Below are 21978 nucleotides of genomic sequence, written 5' to 3' on the forward strand. Positions count from 1 at the left end.
CAAGCCTCGCGCGGCCGGGCGGATCGCAGCAGTGCGTGGGAATACTGGTAGCTCGACTACCAGGGAGGACGGGGGAGATGGCCGAGGTGGACGATGCCCAGGAGCGCCGGACGGCGCTGTCGAGCTTCCTGCGCAGCCGCCGGGCGCGGCTGACACCGCAGGACGTGGGGCTGGCGCCGGGGGTGCGGCGCCGCACGCCGGGGCTGCGGCGGGAGGAGCTGGCGCTGCTCGCGGGCGTCGGGGTGACCTGGTACACGTGGTTGGAGCAGGGGCGGGACATCCACCCGTCCCCGGAGGTGCTGGGGAGCCTCGCCCGGACGCTGCGGCTGGACCGGGCGGAGACGGCGTACCTGTTCCGGCTGGCCGGCAGCCACCCGCTGGACGGCGAGGTGGCCGCGCCGGGGGACGTCCCGGTCCCGTTGCTGCGGCTGATGCACGCGCAGTGGCCGGCGCCGTCCTTCGTGATGGACGCCAACTGGGACATCCGCGCCTGGAACCCGGGCGCGGACGCGCTGTTCGGCCTGACCGGCCGGCCGCCGCAGGAGTGCAACCTGGCCTGGGTGGTGTTCGGCAACCCCGTGCACCGGGCCCGGGTCGAGCACTGGGAGGAGCACGCCCGCCACTTCCTGGCGCAGCTGCGCTCCGCCTACGCCGAGCGCGGCGGGGAGGCGACGGCGGTGGGGCGCCATCTGGCGCGGATGATCCGGCAGGTGGGCGGCGAGTATCCGGAGGCGGACCGCTGGCTGGACGAGCACCAGGTCGCCGAGCGCTCGGGCTCCGAGAAGGTGATCCGCCACGAGGCGGTGGGCGTGCTGCGGATCGACCAGCACGTGCTGCTGGCCTCGGGGGGCCTGCAGTTGATCGTGATGGCACCGCGTGATGCCGCGACGGAAGAGCGGCTGCGCGCGCTGGCTCCGGCCCCGGCGGTGGCGGCGACCCGCTGAGCAGGGGGTGCGCCGCCCCGGAACGCCGACGGGCCCCGCACCCCCTGCTGCGAGGGGGTGCGGGGCCCGTCCGGTGCCGTGCGGGCGGCCGTCAGTCGATGCTGCGGCGCTGGCGCCCGGTGCCGTAGTTGGTGCCGGACTTGGCGCCGCTGCCGGGCTTGGCGCGCCCGGCGGAGCGGCCGATGAAGCCGGCCGCCTGCGGGCGCTCGCCCTGGGTGGCGGCGCCCATCCGCTGCTTGGGGCGGGGGCGGCGCGGGTTGCCGTTCATGTCGACGTCGGTGGGCAGCCCGGAGCGCTTGCCGGCGCGGCGGCGCGGGGCGCCGGCCTTGGCTCCGGCGCGTCCGGCGGCCGTGTCCTCCGGGGTGGTCCCCGCGGCGGCCTGGGCCACCGGGACGGCGACCGCGACCGGGACGCCGCTCGGCGTGCGGGCGCCGGTGATCCGGGCCAGGTCGGCGTCGCCCGGGCGGATCTTGGTGACGGTCGGGCGGATGCCGGCCACCGTCATCAGCCGGTTGACCTCGCGGCGCTGCTCGGGCAGCACGAGGGTGACGACCGTGCCGGACTCGCCGGCCCGGGCGGTGCGGCCGCCGCGGTGCAGGTAGTCCTTGTGGTCGACCGGCGGGTCGACGTTGACGACCAGGTCCAGGCCCTCGATGTGGATGCCGCGCGCGGCGACGTTGGTGGCGATCAGCGCGGTGACGTGGCCGTCGCGGAACTGGTCGAGGACCCGGTTGCGCTGCGGCTGGGACTTGCCGCCGTGCAGCGCCGCGGCCCTCACGCCGTTGCCGAGCAGCTGCTTGGCGAGCCGGTCGGCGCCGTGCTTGGTGTGCACGAACATGATCACGCGGCCCTCGCGGGAGGCGATGTGCGCGGCAGCGGAGGCCTTGTCGGACTGGTCGAGCTGGAGGACGTGGTGGTCCATGGTGGTGACCGCGCCGGCCGACGGGTCGACCGAGTGGGTGACCGGGTCGTTCAGGAAGCGCTTGACCAGCCGGTCGACGTTGCCGTCCAGGGTGGCGGAGAACAGCATCCGCTGCCCGCCCTCGGCGACCTGCTCCAGCAGCTTGCTGACCTGCGGCAGGAAGCCCATGTCGGCCATCTGGTCGGCCTCGTCCAGGACCGTGATGGCCACGTCGGACAGGACGACGTCGCCGCGCCCGATCAGGTCGTCCAGCCGGCCCGGGGTGGCGACCAGGACCTCGGTGCCGCGGCGCACCGCGTTGGCCTGCCGGTTGATCGACATGCCGCCGACGACGGTGGTGATCCGCAGGTTGACGGCGGTGGCGTACGGGGTGAGTGCCTCGGTGACCTGCTGGGCCAGCTCACGGGTGGGCACCAGGACGAGCGCCAGCGGGTACCGGGCGACGGCACGGCGCCCGGCGGTGCGGGTGAGCAGCGGCAGGCCGAAGGCCAGGGTCTTGCCGGAGCCGGTACGGCCGCGGCCGAGCACGTCGCGCCCGGCGATCGAGTCGGGCAGCGTCGCGGACTGGATCGGGAACGGCTCGGTGACGCCTTCGCGGCCGAGCGCGGAGAGGATCCCCTTGGGCATCTCCAGCTCGGCGAAGGTGGCTGCCGGGGGCCGGGCCGGGGTGCCTTCGACGACGGTGAAGTCGGCGGCCTCGGGCGTGACGGCGCGGTTCTGCTTGGGGGCGCCGCTGCGGTTGCGCGGCTTGCGCGAGCGGTCGCCGCCCGCCGTGCGGCGGGTCTGGTCGGTGGTGCGGGGGCCGCGGTCGCGCGGCGTGCGGGCAGGGGTGGTCATGGGTTCTCCGTCCGTCGGGTCGGCAGCCCGCGGTGCGGGCTGGTCGGCCGTGGGATTGGGAGTGCGCCGCCCCGGCCGTACTGCGGCATGAACGGGGGCCCGCACCGTGCGGTGCGGGCCCCCGGCTTCGCGATGATCGCGAGTCAGCGTGGAGGCTGACGTCAGCCGATGATCTGGATGTTCTCGGCCTGCGGGCCCTTCTGGCCCTGGGTGACGTCGAACTCGACCTTCTGGCCCTCGAACAGCTCGCGGAAGCCCTGGGCCTGGATGTTCGAGTAGTGGGCGAACACGTCAGCGCCGCCGCCGTCCTGCTCGATGAAGCCGAAGCCCTTTTCGCTGTTGAACCACTTCACGGTGCCGGTAGCCATAACCGTCTCCTCTAAAACTGGGGCATCAGGGACTCACACCTCGTGAATCCCCAAGTAGCCGCGATCCCCATCCGGAGACTGAAACACCGGACAAAACAAATGCGCCTGTTGGCGTTGGAACCAGCAGGCGCACACAAACGTTCATGGGAACCAAAACTGCAACTGACTCGACTCTAGCACGGGGGCACCCCGACCGACCGGGGATTTTCCGCCGAACAGGTCACGTTTGGCGCCCCCGGCAAAGGGGCAGGCGGCGCCCCGCCGAAGCGGGGCGCCGCCTGCTTTCCCGAGCGGTCCGTCAGCGCCGGCCGGCCGGCTCCGGCACGCCGTGCGCACCCGCCGGCAGGGCCGGGCCGTCGTCGTGGCCGTGGCCGGGGCGGACGCTGTCGGCGTGGCCGGGCCACCAGGCGCGGTGGCCGAGCAGCGCGGTGAGGGACGGGGTGAAGAACATCGCCATCACGAAGGCCGCCAGCACGATGCCGAAGGCCAGCGAGAAGCCGAGCTCCATGAAGAGCACGTTGCCCGCGAGCATGAAGGTCGCGAAGGACGCCGCCAGGATGAAGCCGGCCGCGGCGACGGTCGGGCCGCCGTGCTTGATGGCCTCGGCGGCCGCCTCGCGCGGGGAGCGGCCCTCGCGGGCCTCCTCGCGGAGGCGGGCGATGATCAGGATGTTGTAGTCCGTGCCGATCGCCACCACGAAGAGGTAGATGAAGATCGGCAGCATGAACATCAGGCCGGGCTCGCCCTTGAGGTTCTGGAACACCAGGGTGGTGGCACCGAGGGTGCCGCCGAAGCCGAGGCCGACCGAGGCCATCAGGTACCAGGGCGCGACCACGCTGCGCAGCTGCAGGCCCAGGATGATCATGATGAGCAGGGCCGCGATCGGGAAGACCAGCGTGTAGTCGTGCACCATCGCGGTGTTGATGTCCTTGTACACCGAGGTGATGCCGCCGACCAGGGCCTTGCTGTCGGCCGGGGCCGAGGCGTGGGCGGTGTCGCGCACCTTCGCGATGGTGTCGATGGCCTTGTTGGAGGCCGGTGCGTCGTTGAGCATCACGGTGAAGTCACCGGTGGTGCCGTCGGCGTTGATCGTCTTGTTCTGGGCGCTGGGCGCGACCACGGAGGCCACCCCGGGGACGCCCTGGAGCTTCCCGGCGAAGTCCTTGATCGCCGAGTCGCCGAGCTTGGCGCCGTTGGTGCTGGTCAGGAAGACGTGGCTCGGGTCGGTGGCGCCGGCCGAGAACGCGTTCATCAGCTTGTCCTGGACGACCATCGACTCCTTGCCCTTGGGCATCGAGCTGCCCGCCAGGTCGTAGGTGCCGTTGTAGTTGACGCCGGCCAGGGCCAGCACCAGCAGGAGGCCGCCGGAGGCCAGGGCGACCAGGCCGGGCTTCTTGCCGGTCACCCGGCCGAGCGCGGCGAAGCGGGCGTTCTTCGGCTCCTGCATCCACTTCTTGCCCGGCCAGAACACGGCCTTGGACGGGATGACGGCGAGCACGGCGGGGGCCAGGGTCAGCGAGACCAGGGCGGTCGCGATGACGGCGATGGCCAGTGCCGGGCCGAGCGCGGTGAACATGCCGAGGCTGGAGAGGACCAGCACGGCGAAGGCGACGGCGACGGCACCGGCGGCGGAGGCGATCGCCTCACCGACCCGGCCGACGGCGTTGGCCACGGCCGTCTTGCGGTCCTCGCCCAGGCGCAGCCGCTCGCGGTAGCGGAAGGCCAGGAACAGGAAGTAGTCCGTGCCGACGCCGAGGACCACGATGATCAGGATCGCGGAGGTCATCGGCGAGGACTTCAGGTCGAAGATCTTGATCGCGTCGGCGATCAGGCCGTTGGCCACCGGCATGGCTATCGCCAGCGAGAGGATGACCGGCAGGATGCCGGCCAGGATGCTGCGGAAGATGATGCCGACGATCAGGATGACCAGCAGCAGGCTGCCGAGCATGACGATGAAGTCGGTGGCGCCGGAGGCGTCCTGCTGGTCGAGGCTGCTGGCGGCCTGGCCGCCGACCTGGAACTTCAGTCCGGTGCCGTCGGCGAGCTTGGAGCCCTCACTGCGCAGCTTCTTGGCCGCGTCGGTGTACTCCGTGCTCTGCATCTTGGTCTTGTCGATGGCGACCATGGACAGCGCGTACTTGCCGTCCTTGGACTTCGACGCCTTGGCGTCGACCGGCAGGATCTTCTCGACCGCGGGGATGTTCGCGGCGGTCAGACCGTTGACGACCTTGTCCATCGAGGCCTGGTCGGCGTCGTTGAGCGCCTGGCCGTCGTTGCGCTCGAAGAGCAGCAGCGCGGCGGGCGTGAAGCTCGACGGGAAGGCCTGCTCCTGGAGCTGCGCGGCCTGGATCGACTCGTAGTGCTTGGGAAGGAACGCGGACTCGTCCGTCTGGGAGGTGACCTTCGGCGCCGCGGCGACGATGGCGATCATCGCGACAACCCACGCGATGATCACCCACCACGCGCGACGAACGACGAAGTGTCCTAGTCGGTGGAACATGCTCGATGCCTCCTGGGCATGGTTCACCGCAGCCCTTGGGGGACGGGACGCTGGGCGACGGCAAGGACCGGCCCGGGAAGTGCCGAGGAGGCACCCCTTGCCGGTCGGCAGGTAAGTAGGTCTGGGCATCATCCTACGAGTACTTGCTTGCCGCCCGGCAAGGAGCCCCCGTATTCCAACCCCCGTACAAGGGCCACCCCGAAACGGCCCCGCCCCAGTTTCTCCCGAGCACAAGCCGGTTGACCTCGTGCTCCGGGTGGAGACACCTCCCCCTCAGGGTGGAGGCAGGTCCCCTACCCCCAAGGAGGAGTTCTCGGGGTCGGGGACCAGGGAAAACCCCACCCCGCCCCCGAGGAGACCCCCGAGGCGACCCCGGGGAAGGGCCGGCCACCAGCGCGGATCACCGGCTGCAGGGTCGGTGCCCGAGCCGCCGACCGGCGCCGCGGGCGGCCGTCGGGGCCGCAGGCGACCGCCGGCCCGCAGCGCGCGGGGCCCGGCGTCCGTGCGTCATGATGATCACCGCCCGGGAGCCCCCGGGTGAACGCCGCCGGAACGGAGCCCAGTCATGATCCCCTTCGACGAGGGCCGGGCCCGGCTGCTGCTCGCCCGCGCCTGCGCGTCCGCCGGACTGCCCGCACCCGGCGACGCCCGGCTGCTCGCGCTCGGCGAGAACGCCGTATTCGACCTCGGCGACCCGGCCGTGGTCGCCAAGGTCGGCCGCGGCCCCGAACTGTACGACCGGGCGCACCGCGAACTGACCGTCGCCCACTGGCTGGCCGGCCAGGACGTCCCCGTGGTGCGGCCGTGCGACGCGGTGGCGTCCGAGCCGCAGTCCGCCGACGGCCACCCGGTCACCTTCTGGCACCGGCTCGCCCCCGCCGTCCACCCGGCTCGCCCGGTCGACCTCGCCCCGCTGCTGCGCGCCCTGCACCGGCTGCCGGTGCCGCCCGTCCCGCTCGGCCGGCGCGACCTGCTGGCCCCCGTCGAACGCTGGCTGGCCTCCGCCGAGGGGCACGTCGCCCCCGAGGACGTCGCCTTCCTGCGCGACCGCCGGGACGCCTTCGAAGCCGCCCTGTCCGGCCTCGCCCCGCGGCTGCAGCCCGGGGTGATCCACGGTGACGCCCTGCCCCGCAACGTCCACGTCGGCCCGGACGGGCCGGTCCTGCTCGACCTCGAGTTCGTCGCCGACGACCTGCGCGAACACGACCTGGTAGTCCTCGCGCTCGCCCACGACCGCTACGGCGTGCCCGGCGAGGAGTACCGCGCGTTCACCGAGGCGTACGGCTGGGACGTGCGCGACTGGCCCGGCTTCACCGTGCTGCGCGGGGCCCGGGAGACCGCCAGCGCCTCCTGGGTGGCGCAGCAGGCGGCGAGCAGCCCCGCCGCGTCGGCGGAGTTCCGGCGGCGCGTCGACTCCCTGCGGGACGGGGCCACCGAGGTGCGCTGGTACCCCTTCTGACGGCGGCCCGATACCCCGGCCCGCGGGCGGGCGCCAACCGGGGCGGGTGTGAGAAGGCTCTTAGAACGGAGCGGTCCGCCGCGCAACCGGGGCACGTACGCTCGGCGTCCTACCGGACAGTCGTCCTGACCCGAGAGACCGGCACCCTACTCGCCCCTCAGGAGCCGCCGCCATGCACCGGACCGCCCCGCGCCCCTCCACCCCGACCCGCCCCTCCCGCTCCCGGCGCCGGCTGATCGCGGGCTGCGTCGCGGTGGCCGCCGTCCTGGGTCTGGCCGCCTGCGGGACGGCCAGCGGGGCGCTGCAGCCGCCGAGCACCACCCGGCCGAGCGGGACGGCGGCGACCACGCTCGGGCCGACGCCCGGCTCCGACGGCCTGCCGCCGGCGTCCGGCACCGCCGGGTCCTCCGGGTCTACGGGGTCCGCGGGGTCCACCGCCTCCTCCGCGGCGCCCGCGCCGGCGTCGCCCGCGTCTCCCGCGTCTCCCGCTCCGGCGACTCCGGGCGTCCCCGCGAAGCCGCGCACGCCCGCGCCCCCGTCCCCGGACTCCCCCGCCGCGCCGGCCACGCCCGCCGCCCCGGCCTCCCCCATCGCGTCCGCCTCGCCCGCCGCGCCGCCCCCGCACACCGGGGCGGGCACGGTGATCGGCTCCACCGCCTCCGGCGGCCGCACCGTCGCGCTCACCTTCGACGACGGCCCCGGCCCCGCGACCGGCCAGATACTCGACCTGCTCGCCCAGTACCACGTCAAGGCCACCTTCTGCGAGATCGGCCAGAACGCCGCCGCCAACCCGGCCGCGGTCAAGCGGGTCCTGGCCGCCGGGCACCGGCTGTGCGACCACAGCGTCCACCACCCGCAGCCGTTCGCGAAGCTCCCGCACGACCAGGCGGTGTACGAGATCACCGCCGCCCGGGACATGATCGTCCAGGCCGCCGGCCCCGGCACCCAGGTCTCCTGGTTCCGCGCCCCCGGCGGCGGCTTCAACGCCGACAACGAGCACATCACCGCCGGCCTCGGGATGTCCTCGCTCGGCTGGTCCGTCGACCCGCGCGACTGGTCCCGCCCTGGTGTACCGGCGATCGTCGCCACCGTGCAGAAGCAGCTCAAGCCCGGCGGCGTGATCCTCATGCACGACGGCGGCGGCGACCGCAGCCAGACCGTGGCCGCACTCAGGCAGCTGCTGCCCTGGCTGGTCGCCCAGGGATACACCTTCGACTTCCCGGCGGCCTGACCGGCCCAGCGCCCGTCCTGGAGCCCGTCCTAGGGTGTGCGGCGTGAACGACACCCGACCCACCCCCGCCGAACTCGTGGCCGCCGTACCCGGGCTGGCCCCGTACCTGCGGCCCGCCACCCTGCTGCACCCGTACGCCGCGACACCCGACCCGCAGGCGAGCCGGATCGGCGGCCCCGCGCTGTGGCCGGCCGGCGAGCCCTGGCCGCAGTGCACCGCCGAGCACCTGGCCGACGAGTACCGGGACGTCTCCGCGGCCGACCGCGAGACCTGGGAGGGCATCGACCGGGCGGTGCGCGAGCGGGCCCGGGCCGGCGGCCCCGCACACGTCGTCACCGCGGAGGAGGCCGCCGAGCAGCGCCGGATCATGGGCGACGCCCACTCCCTCGACCTGGGCGGCTGGCGCACCCACCGGACGGTCCCCGAACAGCCCGCCGCCGGAACGGCCCTGGTCCCGCTGGTCCACCTGCGCGCCGAGGACGCCCCGCACCTACCCTGGCCGGCGGGCACCGACCGGCTCCACGTGCTCTGGTGCCCCAACGACCACGACGACCTCCAGAACCCGCGCTACTACCACGGCCCGAACGTCGAACTCCACTGGCAGCGCGCCGCCGACCTCGCCCCGGCCACTCCCCCGGCGCCCCGGCGCAGCGACGACAGCTACCTGCCGACCGCGTGCGCGCTGCGCCCCGAGCAGATCGCGGACCTGCCGGACCGCGACGAGCTGCCCGATGAACTCCACGCCGCCGCCGAGGAGTTCGCGCAGCGGCACGGCGTCGAGTACCACCGCTTCCTGTCCTGCGCGGAGGGCTGGAAGCTCGGCGGCTGGCCGTCCTGGCGCTCCACCGACCTGGTTCCGGTCGACTGCGGCTGCGGCGCGCGGATGGTCCACCTGCTCACCGTGGACAGCGGCCTGGCCCCGGACGTGTCGGTCGGGCGGTTCGGGGAACTGCACGTCTTCGTCTGCCCGACGAACCTCGCGCACCCGGTGGGCCTGGACCTGCAGTAGGCCCCCGTCAGCTCAGGTCAGGTCAGCTCACGTCGAGCCGGTAGACCTGCCGGGAGCCGCCCTCCGGGCCCGGGGCGGCGGCCTCGGCCGGCGTGAAGCCCAGCCGTTCGTAGAACACCCGGGCGCCGCTCGCCACCGCGCCCGGGTGGTCCGGGCCGAACGTCACCACGTCGACGGTGGCCGGGGCCCGGACGTCGTGGCGGCGCAGCGCGTCCGCGACCAGCTCCCGGCCGACGCCCGTGCGCCGGGCCCGTTCGGCGACGACGAGCCAGTGCAGGTGGTGCCGCGGAGGCCTGCTGCCGAAGAGCAGGCCCCCGAGCGGCCCCTCGTCGTCCCCGGCCACCGTGGCCAGCCCACGGTCGATGCTCCTGCCCACCGCACGGTGGAAGCCCGGCTCGGCGACCATCGGGCCGAACCAGTGCTCGACCTCGGCGGCGAGGGCGAGGAAGCCGGGCAGGTCCGCAGGGCGGGCGAGGCGTACGGCCATCCGGGCAGTGTGCCAGTCGGGCGCGGCTATCGGACGGGCCAGCGCGGGTCGACCACCGCCTGCGGGTCCTTGCCGCGGCGCAGCCAGGCCTGCAGGCCCTCCGCCCAGTCCCGGTACCAGTCGATCTGCCGCCGGTGCAGCTCGGCCGGTGCGACCGAGCCGACCTCGGCCGGATAGCGGTCGGCCAGCGCGACGGCGACCCGGACGGCTGCCAGCGCGTCGCTGCCCGCCTCGTGCGCGTCCGTCAGCTCCACCCCGTACACCTCGCAGACCCGCTGCAGGGTGCGCGAGCCCTTGCGGTACTTGTCCACGGCCCGGTCGATGACCAGTGCGTCCAGCACCGGCCCGACCGGCCCGCCCAGGCGCTGCGCGAGCGACGCCAGCCCGTGCCGGCGCAGCTCGGCGTCGAGCAGCGACAGGTCGAACGGCGCGTTGAACGCCACCACCGGCTGCCCGGCCGCGATCCGCCCGCACAGGGCGGCGGCTATCTCCTCCACCGCCTCCTTCGCCGGCCGCCCCTTGCCCCGCGCCACCTCGTCCCCGATCCCGTGGATGGCCTCCGCCTCGGCGGGTATCGGCACTCCGGGGTCGAGCAGCCAGTGCGCGGCCCCCGCCCGGGCGGCCCCGACGGTGTCCACGAGCGCGGCCGTGACGATGCGGTCCACGGCCGGGTCGGTGCCCGTGGTCTCCAGGTCGAAGCCGACCAGTGGCTGCTGCCACCAGCTCATCAGGTGTGTCCTTCCGTCCTACCGCTCGAAACAGCCCCCATCATCACCCGCCCCACCGACAACCCGGCCCCCGGGGCGCCCGCACCCCCTGCCCGGCCCGACGATCCCCACCTGCTGCGGACCATCGGGGAGGGGGTTGACCGGTCCGCCGGAGCCGGCCCCAGCCGCCGCCATCGGATGGCACCCGGCAAGGACCGGCGCGACCGTTCCGGATCCATGGACGTACTGAGTGGCCGTCACGCCGTCCGCGCGGACGACCCGGTAGCTGCCGTCGACCGCCCAGCGCGGCTCGGCGCCGCCGGCGCCGCCCCGGACCGGTTCGTCCACGCCGAGGAGGTGGTACTGGCGGCCCGGTCCTGGAGCCGGGTGCGGGCCTGTTCCGGGGTGGTCGCGGGGTTGGGCCCGGGGGCCGGGCGGTACATGTGGACGTCGATCCGGTCCTCGTGGACGGTAGTGAAGCCGTGCCGCTCGTACAGCCGCTGGGCGGCGCTGCCCTGGAGGACGACGAGGTGCACGGGCTCCCCGGCGGCGTCGGCGTCGGCGAGGAGGTGGCGCAGGACGGCGGTGCCGAGGCCGCGTCCCTGCAGGTGCGGGGACAGGTAGAACAGTTCCAGGTGGCGTCCGCCCCGTTCGTCGGGGCGGACGGTGACGGAGCCCGCGAAGTCCCCTTCGACCAGCAGCACGGACGTCCACTCGGTGGAGAAGGAGTCCGCCACCCGTCGGCGGGAGCGGTCCGGATCCCAGCGGCCGAGGCGTTCCAGGTCGGCGCGCATGACCTGGCCCTTGAGGTCGCAGATCGCTTCGAGGTCGTCGGTGCCGGCCGGTTCCAGGGTCCAGGCGGGGAGGCTGTTCACGGCCCGCAGTCTTCCAGCACCCGCACGGCCCTGACCAGCGATTATCTCAGAATATGGGCCTCAGGACACGGGCCGGGAGTCTCCCCAGATCCCCTCGAACTCCTCGCGGTAGACCTCCAGCAGCCCGGCTTCGGTGCCGCCGGGCTGCTGGCCGGCGCCGCCGCGCAGCACCAGGGCCGGGGACTCCATGCCGCGGGCGCGGCGCAGGTAGGGCTGGATGACGCCGAGGTCGCGGCTCTGTCGGCGGCCGGCGGCCTGGCCGGTGGTCCGGGGGCCTTCGACCAGGTAGGCGGTGAAGCGCGGGGTTTCGTCGAAGACCCGGATCTCGAAGCCGCCCTGGTCCCGCAGCCGGGCCCGCACCCGGCGCACGTGCATGATGTTCATCTCGATGGAGCGCGACAACTCGCTGCGGCCGAGGCCGAGTTCGCGTTCGCGGCGGCGCACCGCGCTGCTCGCCGGGTTGAGGAAGAGCAGCCGTACCCGGCAGCCGTCGCCGGCGAGCCGCACCAGCCGCTTGCCGGTGTAGTTCTGGCAGAGCATGCCGAGGCCGATGCCGAGCGCGTCCAGCCGCCGGGCGCCGTCCAGCAGGTCCTCCACCGGCAGGTCGCGCTGCAGCCGGACCCGGTCGGCGTGCACCGCGACCACGTCCGCGTACCGGCCGGCCACCAGGGACTCGACCACGTCGGCGGGTACGCCGCCGGCGCCGCCGTCCAGGACGGCGAGCAGTCGGGCGGCGGCCCGCTCGGTCTGGGCCAGGACGGTCTGGGTGAGCACCCGGTTGCGGGAGACGACGTGCCGGGCCACTTCCAGTTCGTCGAGCGCGAGCTCGATCTCGCGCCGGTCGGCCAGGTACGGCTCGAAGCAGGGCCAGTGCTGCACCATCAGTTCGCGCAGTTGGGGCAGGGTGAGGAAGACCAGCGGGTCGTCGTCGGCCGGGTCGAGCAGGTAGCCCTTGCGGCGGCTGACCTCGCGTACGGCGCCGGCCCGGTGGGCCCATTCCTCGCCGGCCGGTCCGGCGGCGGCGGTGACCCAGTCCTCGCCGTGGGCGGGGGCGTAGATGGGGTGGAGCACTTCGTCGACGAGGGCGCGCAGGCGCTGCTCGACGAGGTTGAGCCAGACGTAGGCGCGGCCGGACAGCCGCACCCGCTGGTAGGCGTCCTCCCATTCGGCGGCCGACCAGGCCAGTGCGGGTATCTCCACCGGGCCGCTCTGGGCGGGCACGAGCGCGCGGCCGGTCAGGGTGGGGCGCATGACGACCGTGGGCGCCTCGCTGCGGCCCGCGCCCCGGTGGGGGCCGTCGGGCCCGGGGCCACGGCCGCCGGCGGGGAACACCATGCGCCACCTCATCTGCTTGCTGCGGCCGACCCCCGCGGGCGCGGGGGGCGTTGACTGTCCGTCGGCGGCCTGTCGGCGGCCGGTCGGCGGTCCGCCGGTCGGCCGGGGCGGTCGGACGATCAAGGGTACTGCCCGCCGCGAGCCGCCCGCAGCCGGATGGTCGAGGGCTGCTGCGGCGGCGCCGGGCCGTCCCCGTCCCCACCACCGGCACCACTCTTCACAGGAATGCCCGCCGGACACTCGTTCGGACTAACCCGGGCCGGTTCTCCCGGCCGCCGGGGAAGGGCTCGGGGAGTATGCGGGCTGTGCCGTGCGTCACGGCGCGCGAGCACCGCACATGCCCGGCCGCCCGGCCGGGAAGAAGAGCGTCCGGGTCCGGGCAGGACGTCGGGCTTATCGTCGGACTACACGCCAGTTCCCGTTTGCAGTAAGGAAGTTGAGGAGTCATGCAGGTCTGGCCCGGTACGCCCTACCCGCTCGGCGCCACGTACGACGGGGCCGGCACCAACTTCGCGGTGTTCTCCGAGAGCGCCGACCGAATCGAGCTGTGCCTGATCGGCGCGGACGGCTCCGAGACGGCCGTCGAACTGCGCGAGACGGACGCCTTCGTCCGGCACGCCTACCTCCCGGGCATCCAGCCCGGCCAGCGCTACGGCTTCCGCGTGCACGGCCCGTACAACCCGGGCCTGGGCCAGCGGCACAACAGCGCCAAACTGCTCCTGGACCCGTACGCCAAGGCGATGAGCGGCCACATCGACTGGGACGAGTCGGTCTACGGCTACCACTTCGGCGCCCCCGAGCGCCGCAACGACCTCGACTCCGCCCCGCACACCATGCACTCCGTGGTGATCAACCCGTACTTCGACTGGGGCACCGACCGCCCGCCGCGCACCGACTACCACCGCACCGTCATCTACGAGGCCCACGTCAAGGGCCTCACCCGGCTGCACCCGGGCATCCCCGAGGAGATCCGCGGCACCTACGCGGGCCTGGCCCACCCGGCGGTCATCGAGCACCTGGCCAAGCTCGGCGTCACCGCGATCGAGCTGATGCCGGTGCACCAGTTCGTCCGCGACCACCGGCTGCGCGACCTCGGCCTGGCCAACTACTGGGGCTACAACACCGTCGGGTTCTTCGCCCCGCACTCCTCCTACTCCTCCACCGGCGACCGCGGCCAGCAGGTGCAGGAGTTCAAGTCGATGGTCAAGGCGCTGCACGCGGCCGGGATCGAGGTGATCCTCGACGTCGTCTACAACCACACCGCCGAAGGCAACCACCTGGGCCCGACGCTCTCGCTGCGCGGCCTGGACAACGTCTCCTACTACCGCCTCGCCCAGGACCAGCGCTTCTACGAGGACACCACCGGCACCGGCAACAGCCTGCTGATGCGCAGCCCGCACGTGCTCCAGCTGATCATGGACTCGCTGCGCTACTGGGTCACCGAGATGCACGTCGACGGCTTCCGCTTCGACCTCGCCGCCACGCTCGCCCGGCAGTTCCACGAGGTCGACCGGCTCTCCTCCTTCTTCGACCTCGTCCAGCAGGACCCGGTGGTCTCCCAGGCCAAGCTGATCGCCGAGCCCTGGGACCTCGGCGAGGGCGGCTACCAGGTCGGCAACTTCCCGCCGCTGTGGACGGAGTGGAACGGCATGTACCGGGACACCGTGCGCGACCTGTGGCGCGGCGAGAACGCCACCCTCGCCGAGTTCGGCTCCCGGCTCACCGGCTCCTCCGACCTCTACCAGGACGACGGCCGCCGCCCGATCGCCTCCATCAACTTCGTGACCTGCCACGACGGCTTCACCCTGCGCGACCTCGTCTCCTACAACGAGAAGCACAACGAGGCCAACGGCGAGGACAACCGGGACGGCGAAGCCTTCAACCGCTCCTGGAACTGCGGCGTCGAGGGCCCCACCACCGACCCGGCGATCGAGGAGCTGCGGGCACGCCAGCAGCGCAACTTCATCGCCACCCTGATGCTCTCCCAGGGCGTGCCGATGCTCTCCCACGGCGACGAGCTCGGCCGCACCCAGCTGGGCAACAACAACACCTACTGCCAGGACAACGAACTCACCTGGGTGCACTGGCCCGAGGGCGACGGGCCGCAGGCGCGGCTGCTGGAGTTCACCCAGGGGATGATCTGGCTGCGCCGCGACCACCCGGTGTTCCGGCGCCGGCGCTTCTTCCACGGGCGGCCGGTGTCCGGGCGGCCCGGCTCGGGGGCGCCCACCCCCGGCGGCTTCGACGACCTCACCGACATCGCCTGGTTCACCCCCACCGGCGAGGAGATGACCAAGCGCAACTGGGGCGCCAGCTACGCCAAGTCGCTGACCGTCTTCCTCAACGGCTACGCGATCTCCGAACCGGACCGGCGCGGCGGGAGGATCGTCGACGACTCCTTCCTGCTGATGTTCAACGCGCACTCCGAGCCGCTGGAGTTCACCGTGCCCGCCGACCACGGCCAGGAGTGGCAGGTCGTGGTCGACACCGCGCAGCCCCGGCTGCCCGCCCCCGGCACGGGCGCGCGGATCAAGGCGGGCGACGCGCTGTGGCTCACCGACCGCTCGCTGATGGTGCTGCAGCGGCCGGCGTAGCGACCTCCCGCGAACGGGGGCGGTCACCTGTTCGGGTCAACAGCGGGTCTTGGCGGCGGGCTCCCCCGGGTACCTATGGAGCTATGACCTCCGCCGCCGAGAACGCGCAGCCCCACCCGGCCGCCGCCGTCCCGACCGCGAGTTACCGCCTCCAGCTCCAGCCCGGCTTCACCCTGCACGACGCCACCGCCGCCGTCCCCTACCTGGCCGCCCTCGGCGTCTCCCACCTCCACCTGTCCCCGCTGCTGGAGGCCGTCCCCGGCTCCACCCACGGCTACGACACCGTCGACCACACCCGGATCAGCGAACAGCTCGGCGGCGAGACGGCACTGCGCGCCCTCGCCGCCGAAGCGCACCGGCACGGCCTGCGGCTGATCGCCGACGTGGTGCCCAACCACATGGCCGTGCCCGTCCCCGAACGGCTCAACCGGCCGCTCTGGCAGGTGCTGCGCGACGGACCCGACTCGCCGTACGCGCGCTGGTTCGACATCGACTGGGCCGCCCAGCCCGGCCCCGCCGACGCCCCCGAGCGCGGCCGGGTCCTGCTGCCGCTGCTCGGCGACCGGCTCGGCGCCGTCCTGCACCAGCTCACCGTCGACGGCGAGGTCCTGCGCTACCACCGGCACGAGCTGCCGCTGCGCCCCGGCACGGAGGGCCTGCCGCTGCCCGAGCTGCTCGGCCGCCAGTGGTACCGGCTCGCCTGGTGGCGCCTGGCCCGCACCGAACTCAACTACCGGCGTTTCTTCACCGTCAACGAGCTGATCGCCCTGCGCGTCGAGGACCCCGAGGTGTTCGCCGCCACCCACGCCGTCCTGCTCCGGCTGCACGCCGACGGCGTCCTGGCCGGCTTCCGGATCGACCACCCGGACGGGCTCGCCGACCCGCTCGGCTACCTGCGCCGCCTCGCAGCGGCCACCGGCGGGGCTGCGGGGGCCGGCGGCGGGGCACCGGGGACCACCGGCGGGGCGTACGTGGTCGTCGAGAAGATCCTCACCGGCGACGAGCAGCTGCCCGAGGACTGGCCGGTCGCCGGCACCACCGGCTACGACGCGCTGCGCCGGATCGACGGCGTCCTCACCGACCACGCGGGCGCCTGCCGGCTGGCCGGCGCGTACGAGTCGTTCCTGCGCGGCTCCGACCCGCACGGCGGCCCGCCCCGCGACCTGTGCGAGGACCCGCATCCGGCGATCGCCGCCGCCCGGCACGGGCGGGCCGAGATGACCGGCCCGGACGGGGAGCTCGCCGCCGAGGTCGAGCGGCTGGTGCGGATCGCGCTGCGGATCGGCGCCGCCGAGCCCGCGCACGCCGACCACGCGCCCCGGCAGCTCGGCGCGGCGATCGGCCGGCTGCTCACCGGCTACCCCGGGTACCGGCCCTACGCGCGCCCCGGCGAGCCGGTGCCCACGGCATCGCAGCAGCAGCTGCGGGCGGCCCTCGACGGCTCCGCCGACCCGACCGACCGCCTGGTGGCCGCGCTGGCACTCGGCGAACTCGGGCGCGGAGCGGACCACGACGAGTTCTGCGTGCGCTTCGCCCAGACCGCGGCCGCGGTGGCCGCCAAGGGCGTCGAGGACACCGCCTTCTACCGCTGGAACGCGCTGCCCGGCCTCAACGAGGTCGGCGGCGAGCCCGCCCGGCCCGGGCTGCACCCGGCCGCGTTCCACGACTGGTGCCGCCGGCAGGAGCGCTTCTGGCCGCACGGCATGACGGTGCTCTCCACCCACGACACCAAGCGCAGCGCCGACGCCCGCGCCCGGCTCGCCGTCCTCGCCGAGCAGCCCGACGCCTGGGCCGCCGAGGCCGCCGCCTGGTCCACCGCCGCCGGGCCCGCCGCGCCCGCCCTCGACCGGGACGCCGACTGGCTGCTCTGGCACACCCTCGTCGCCGCCTGGCCGATCACCCCGGACCGGCTGGTCGCCGCCCTGCTCAAGGCCGCCCGCGAAGCCAAGCTGCACACCTCCTGGACGACGCCCGACCCGCACTACGAACGGGCCCTGGAGGACCGGGCCCGCGCCGTCTACGGCAACCCCGGGCTGCTCCCCCGGATCGAGGGCCGGGTGCACGCGCTCGCCCCGTACGCCCGCTCCAACACCCTCGCCGCCGCGCTGCTGCACCTCACGGTGCCCGGCGTGCCGGACCTCTACCAGGGCAGCGAGGAACCGCTGTACACCCTCGTCGACCCGGACAACCGGGGTGTGGTGGACCTCGGCGCGCTCGCCGTCCGGCTCACCGACTCGGCCACCCCGCGCCCCGGCGACCTCGCCCGCGAGAAGCTGCACCTCACCACCACAGCCCTGCACCTGCGCCGCTCCCGCCCGCTCGGCCCGTACCGGCCGCTGACCGCCGCGGGACCGTCCGGCGACCACCTGCTGGCCTTCGCCCGGGGCGACGACGTGGTCACCGCCGTCACCCGGCTGCCGTACGGGCTGGAGCGGGCGGGCGGCTGGCGCGGCACCGTGCTGGAGCTGCCGGCGGGCGGCCCGTGGACGGACGAACTGACCCTGCGCAGCCACCCGGCGGGGCCGGTGCCGGTGGCGGAGCTGCTGGCCGCCTCCCCGGTGGCGCTGCTGACGAGGAGGGGCTGATGCCGGTCCACGAGGTGTGGGCGCCCAACGCCACGTCCGGTGTGACCGTCGAAGTCGACGGCGCCTCCTACGCGTTGACCCGCCGCGCCGACCGGGACGGCTGGTGGTCCGGCGAGGCGCCGGCGGGCGACTACGCCTTCCGGCTCGACGGCGGCCCGCCGCTGCCCGACCCGCGCTCCGCGTGGCAGCCGCACGGCCCGGACGGCCCGAGCCGCCCGGTGGACCACGCCGCGTTCCGCTGGTCGCGGACCGGCTGGCGCGGCCGCGCGCTGCCCGGGGCGGTGCTGTACGAGCTGCACATCGGCACCTTCACCCCGCGCGGCACCTTCGACGCGGCCGCCGACCACCTCGACCACCTGGTCGAACTGGGCGTCGACTTCGTCGAGCTGATGCCGGTCTGTCCGTTCCCCGGCAAGCACGGCTGGGGCTACGACGGGGTCTCGCCGTGGGCCGTCCACGAGCCCTACGGCGGGCCCGACGGCCTGAAGCGCTTCGTGGACGCGGCCCACCGCAAGGGCCTCGGCGTGGTGCTGGACGTCGTCCACAACCACCTCGGCCCGTCCGGCAACTACCTGCCCGCGTACGGCCCGTACTTCACCGACCGGCACCAGACCCCGTGGGGCGCCGCGGTGAACCTCGACGCGCCCGGCTCGGACGAGGTGCGCGCGTACCTGATCGGCAGCGCGCTGGCCTGGCTGCGCGACTACCGGATCGACGGGCTGCGGCTCGACGCCGTGCACGCCCTCGCCGACGACCGGGCCGTCCACTTCCTGGAGGAACTCTCCTACGAGGTAGGGAAGTTGGCCGCCGCGACGAACCGGCCGCTGTTCCTGGTCGCCGAATCCGACCTCAACTCCCCGCGCACCACCGCCGCCCGCGAAGCCGGCGGCCACGGCCTCACCGCCCAGTGGAGCGACGACTTCCACCACGCCCTGCACTGCGCACTGACCGGCGAATCCCAGGGCTACTACGCGGACTTCGCGCGCCGACCGCTCGCCGCCGTGGCCAAGACGCTCACCCGCGGGTTCTTCCACGACGGCACCTGGTCCTCCTTCCGCGGCCGCAGCCACGGACGCCCGTTCCCCACCGGCGACGGCCACCGGCTGCTCGGCTACCTGCAGACCCACGACCAGATCGGCAACCGCGCCCTCGGCGACCGCATCTCCACCACCCTCCCCGCCGGCCGGCTCGCCTGTGGCGCCGCACTGGTGCTCACCTCCCCGTTCACCCCGATGCTGTTCATGGGCGAGGAGTGGGGCGCCGCGACCCCCTGGCAGTACTTCACCGACCACACCGACCCGGACCTCGCGGAGGCCGTCCGACGCGGCCGGCGACGGGAGTTCACCGACCACGGCTGGGCCGCCGACGCCGTCCCCGATCCGCAGGAACCCGCCACCGTCCTGCGCTCCGTCCTCGACTGGACCGAGCCCCGGCGCGCCCCGCACGCCGAACTACTCGACTGGCACCGGACGTTGATCCGGCTGCGGCGCGAACGGCCGGAGCTCGCCGACCCGGACCTCGGCGCCGTCCAGGTCGACTACGACGAGGCGGCCGGCTGGCTCGTGGTGCACCGCGGGCCGTACCGGGTCGCGGTCAACCTCGGGCCGGACGAGGCCGCGGTGCCGCTGGGGGCCACCGGACGCGAAGTGGTCGCGGCCTTCGGCCCGGCGGCGCCGGACGGCGCGGCGGTGCGGCTGGGGGCGAACGCGGTGACCGTGGTGCTGACCGGCTGATCCACCGAAGGCGCGGCCCCGCTCACCAGAGGAACGTGCCGATCCGCTCCCGCAGCGCGGGGGCGTCCAGGCCGTACGCGGCCAGGTGCTCCGGGATCGAGCCGTAGTGCCGGTGCTCCTCGCGCGGCACGCCCAGGCCCAGCACCCGGTGCGGGCGGTCGGCCAGCGCCTCGTGCGCCTCGTGCGCCGAGGTGCCCGCCAGGTACGGCTCGACCAGCACCACGTCCGCCCGCTCGCCCACCGCCGCGCGCAGCCCGGCGGCGTCGAAGGGGCGCACCGTCGCCGCGTACAGCACGGTGACGTCCAGGCCGTCGGTGGCGGCGAGCACCGCGTCCAGCATCGGCCCGACGGCCAGGACCACGCCGCGCGAGCCCGTGCGGACGGTCGCGAAGCGGCCCGGCTCGACGGCCACGGCCTCGGCGTTCTGGTGCGCCGAGAGCCGGACGTACACGTTGCGGTCGCCGTCCGCGTAGGCGTGGCGCAGCAGCCGCTCGGCCTCGTCCGGGTGGCCGGGGACGTGGACGCTCCAGTCCGGCAGGGTGTCCAGCAGGGCGACGTCGCCCGGGGACATGTGGGTGCGGCCGCCGGCCGGCCAGTCGTACGAGCCGGCCGCGCTCACCAGGACGGCGCCGACGCCCTGGTGGGTCAGGTCCAACTTGACCTGCTCGAAGGGCCGTTCGATCAGGAAGCTGGCGAAGGTGTGGGCGATCGGGCGCATCCCGGTGAGCGCCAGGCCGCCGGCCGCGCCGATCAGCAGCTGCTCGCGGATGCCCACGTTGACCACCCGGTCGGGATGGCGCTCCTGGGCCGGGGCGAAGGCGGCCGCGGTGATGTCGGCGAGCACCACGGCCAGCCGGGGGTCCTCGTCCAGCAGGCGGGTGGTGACGTCGACGAAGCGGTCGCGCATGGTGTCCATCGGTGGGGTTCCCTTCGGGGTTCGGTGCGTTGGCGTGCGGGCGGGGCGGCTACGGGTTCAGGAGTCCTTGGGCTCGACCCGGGCGACCACCGCGTGCGGGCGGCCCGGGTGCTCGGCGGTGAACGCCCGGTACAGCGCCTCGTGGTCGCGGCCGTCCACCGTCGTGGCCGACCAGCCCGCGGCCTCGAAGCGCGCGGCGATCCCGCCCCGCCAGCCGTGCGTGGCCGAGGAGTTGTCGATCACCACCGCGTGCAGCCGGTCCAGCCCGGACGCGCCGGCGAAGGCCACCGCCTCGTGGTTCGAGCCCTCGTCGAACTCGGCGTCGCCCAGCAGCACCCACACCGCCGGGTCGGCCAGGCCCTGCGCCCGCAGCCCCAGCGCCGTGCCGACGCCCAGCGGCAGGCCGTGCCCGAGCGAGCCGGAGGCGATCTCCACACCGGCGATCAGCAAGCGGTCCGGGTGGTGGCCCAGCGGCGAGTCGTAGCCGCCGAAGCTCGGCAGCACCTCGGGATCGATGAAGCCCTTGGCGGCGAGCACCGCGTAGTACGCCATCGGGCCGTGGCCCTTGGAGAGCAGGAAACGGTCGCGGTCCTGCTGCTCGGCGGTGGCCGGCGTCACCCGCAGCACCCGGTCGTACAGCACCCAGAGGGCGTCCAGCGTGGAGGTGGCGGCGGGGCCGTGCTTCTCGTCGCCGGTCATCAGGCCCATCAGGGCCGGCAGGTCCTCGAAACGGGCCTCGGTACGGGGCTGGGCGAGGGCCTCGGTACGGGCTTCAGCACTGGCTTCGGCACTGGCCCCGGTCACGGTTTCCGCGGTTGCGTTCGTCGTCATGACCACGATGGTGCAACTTGAAGCCAACTTGAGGTCAAGCCACCTACAGTGGGCTTCCATGACCGCCCACCCCGACGGCCGCCGCACCTCCGGCCCACACCACGCCGACCTGCTCACCATCGGCCAACTCGCCGACCGCAGCGGCCTCGCCCCCTCCGCACTGCGCTACTACGAGAGCCTCGACCTGATCCACGCCACCCGCACCGCCGGCGGCCAGCGCCGCTACACCCGCGGCACACTGCGCCGGATCGCCTTCATCCGCGCCGCCCAGCGGGTCGGCCTCTCCCTGGACGAGGCGAGAGTCGCCCTCGACCGCCTCCCCGAACGCCCGGCCCCCAGCGGCACCGAATGGGACCGCGTCGCCGAGTCCTGGCAGCACCGCATCGACGAACAGATCGCCGAACTGCAGCGGCTCAAGGCCAAACTCACCGGCTGCATCGGCTGCGGCTGCCTCTCACTGTCCCGCTGCTCCCTCTACAACGCCGCCGACCGGGCCGGCGAGACCGGTCCCGGCGCCCGCTACCTGCTCACCCGCGACCCGGCCGGCGGCCCCGAGCAGGTCTCCCCGGCCGCCGACGACTGTGGAACCCGCCGCGCACGCTCCTGAAAACCCTTTTGCCACCCGACGGTTGACCTGCCTACGGT

17 protein-coding genes are annotated in these 21978 nt (G+C 74.2%); 8 read left to right on the plus strand and 9 right to left on the minus strand.

Annotated elements, in window-relative coordinates:
- Window positions 1-77: 77 nt before the first annotated feature.
- Entirely contained in the window at window positions 78-944 is an 867-nt protein-coding gene (locus AC0B61_RS23810; RefSeq protein ID WP_471742745.1) for a helix-turn-helix transcriptional regulator, read from the plus strand.
- 91 nt (window positions 945-1035) lie between these two features.
- Here AC0B61_RS23810 and AC0B61_RS23815 read toward each other — a convergent pair whose 3' ends face one another.
- From AC0B61_RS23815 to AC0B61_RS23825, 3 genes are all read right to left on the minus strand, one after another.
- Entirely contained in the window at window positions 1036-2703 is a 1668-nt protein-coding gene (locus AC0B61_RS23815; RefSeq protein WP_471742746.1) for a DEAD/DEAH box helicase, read from the minus strand.
- Window positions 2704-2864: 161 nt separating this feature from the next.
- A complete protein-coding gene (locus AC0B61_RS23820; protein ID WP_030060364.1) occupies window positions 2865-3071 on the minus strand; it encodes a cold-shock protein in 207 nt (68 codons plus the stop codon).
- A 298-nt stretch (window positions 3072-3369) separates the two neighbouring features.
- Entirely contained in the window at window positions 3370-5571 is a 2202-nt protein-coding gene (locus AC0B61_RS23825; RefSeq protein WP_471742747.1) for an MMPL family transporter, read from the minus strand.
- Window positions 5572-6136: 565 nt separating this feature from the next.
- On the opposite strand from AC0B61_RS23825, the gene AC0B61_RS23830 reads away from it, so the two are divergent.
- The 3 genes from AC0B61_RS23830 to AC0B61_RS23840 all read left to right on the plus strand — a co-directional run bounded on the left by AC0B61_RS23830 (window position 6137) and on the right by AC0B61_RS23840 (window position 9270).
- Window positions 6137-7030, plus strand: coding sequence for a phosphotransferase enzyme family protein (locus AC0B61_RS23830; RefSeq protein WP_471742748.1), 894 nt, complete (start codon window positions 6137-6139; stop codon window positions 7028-7030).
- A gap of 172 nt (window positions 7031-7202) precedes the next feature.
- On the plus strand, window positions 7203-8261 hold the full coding sequence (locus AC0B61_RS23835) for a polysaccharide deacetylase family protein (protein ID WP_471742749.1): 1059 nt from the start codon (window positions 7203-7205) through the stop codon (window positions 8259-8261).
- Window positions 8262-8304: 43 nt separating this feature from the next.
- Window positions 8305-9270, plus strand: a complete 966-nt coding sequence (locus AC0B61_RS23840; protein ID WP_471742750.1) for a hypothetical protein — start codon at window positions 8305-8307, stop codon at window positions 9268-9270.
- Window positions 9271-9292: 22 nt separating this feature from the next.
- Here the strand turns inward: AC0B61_RS23840 and AC0B61_RS23845 are convergent, their stop codons facing one another.
- The 4 genes from AC0B61_RS23845 to AC0B61_RS23860 all read right to left on the minus strand — a co-directional run bounded on the left by AC0B61_RS23845 (window position 9293) and on the right by AC0B61_RS23860 (window position 12590).
- Window positions 9293-9757, minus strand: a complete 465-nt coding sequence (locus AC0B61_RS23845; protein ID WP_471742751.1) for a GNAT family N-acetyltransferase — start codon at window positions 9755-9757, stop codon at window positions 9293-9295.
- A gap of 26 nt (window positions 9758-9783) precedes the next feature.
- Complete coding sequence (locus AC0B61_RS23850) at window positions 9784-10485, minus strand: exonuclease domain-containing protein (protein WP_471742752.1); 702 nt, start codon at window positions 10483-10485, stop codon at window positions 9784-9786.
- A 236-nt stretch (window positions 10486-10721) separates the two neighbouring features.
- Window positions 10722-11339, minus strand: coding sequence for a GNAT family N-acetyltransferase (locus AC0B61_RS23855; protein ID WP_471742753.1), 618 nt, complete (start codon window positions 11337-11339; stop codon window positions 10722-10724).
- Between the two features lie 60 nt (window positions 11340-11399).
- A complete protein-coding gene (locus AC0B61_RS23860) occupies window positions 11400-12590 on the minus strand; it encodes an SAV2148 family HEPN domain-containing protein (protein ID WP_471742781.1) in 1191 nt (396 codons plus the stop codon).
- Window positions 12591-13120: 530 nt separating this feature from the next.
- Between AC0B61_RS23860 and glgX the strand changes: the two genes are divergently transcribed.
- The 3 genes from glgX to treZ all read left to right on the plus strand — a co-directional run bounded on the left by glgX (window position 13121) and on the right by treZ (window position 19586).
- Window positions 13121-15268 (plus strand): glycogen debranching protein GlgX, encoded by a 2148-nt coding sequence (glgX, locus tag AC0B61_RS23865; RefSeq protein ID WP_471742754.1) that lies wholly within the window; start codon window positions 13121-13123, stop codon window positions 15266-15268.
- 83 nt (window positions 15269-15351) lie between these two features.
- Complete coding sequence (gene treY / locus AC0B61_RS23870) at window positions 15352-17853, plus strand: malto-oligosyltrehalose synthase (protein ID WP_471742755.1); 2502 nt, start codon at window positions 15352-15354, stop codon at window positions 17851-17853.
- Window positions 17853-19586 (plus strand): malto-oligosyltrehalose trehalohydrolase, encoded by a 1734-nt coding sequence (gene treZ, locus AC0B61_RS23875; RefSeq protein ID WP_471742756.1) that lies wholly within the window; start codon window positions 17853-17855, stop codon window positions 19584-19586. Before treY ends, treZ begins: the two co-directional genes overlap by 1 nt.
- A 22-nt stretch (window positions 19587-19608) precedes the next feature.
- On the opposite strand, the gene AC0B61_RS23880 is transcribed toward treZ, so the two are convergent.
- Together AC0B61_RS23880 and AC0B61_RS23885 are read right to left on the minus strand one after the other, a co-directional pair.
- Complete coding sequence (locus AC0B61_RS23880) at window positions 19609-20502, minus strand: transketolase family protein (protein ID WP_471742757.1); 894 nt, start codon at window positions 20500-20502, stop codon at window positions 19609-19611.
- A gap of 57 nt (window positions 20503-20559) precedes the next feature.
- The gene (locus AC0B61_RS23885) at window positions 20560-21333 is read right to left on the minus strand and encodes a transketolase (protein ID WP_471742758.1); all 774 of its coding nucleotides are present in this window, start codon (window positions 21331-21333) and stop codon (window positions 20560-20562) included.
- A 58-nt stretch (window positions 21334-21391) separates the two neighbouring features.
- Between AC0B61_RS23885 and soxR the strand changes: the two genes are divergently transcribed.
- Entirely contained in the window at window positions 21392-21940 is a 549-nt protein-coding gene (gene soxR / locus AC0B61_RS23890) for a redox-sensitive transcriptional activator SoxR (RefSeq protein WP_471742759.1), read from the plus strand.
- The last annotated feature ends 38 nt before the right edge of the window (window positions 21941-21978 follow it).

Source organism: Kitasatospora sp. NPDC023385 (genome assembly GCF_055664045.1).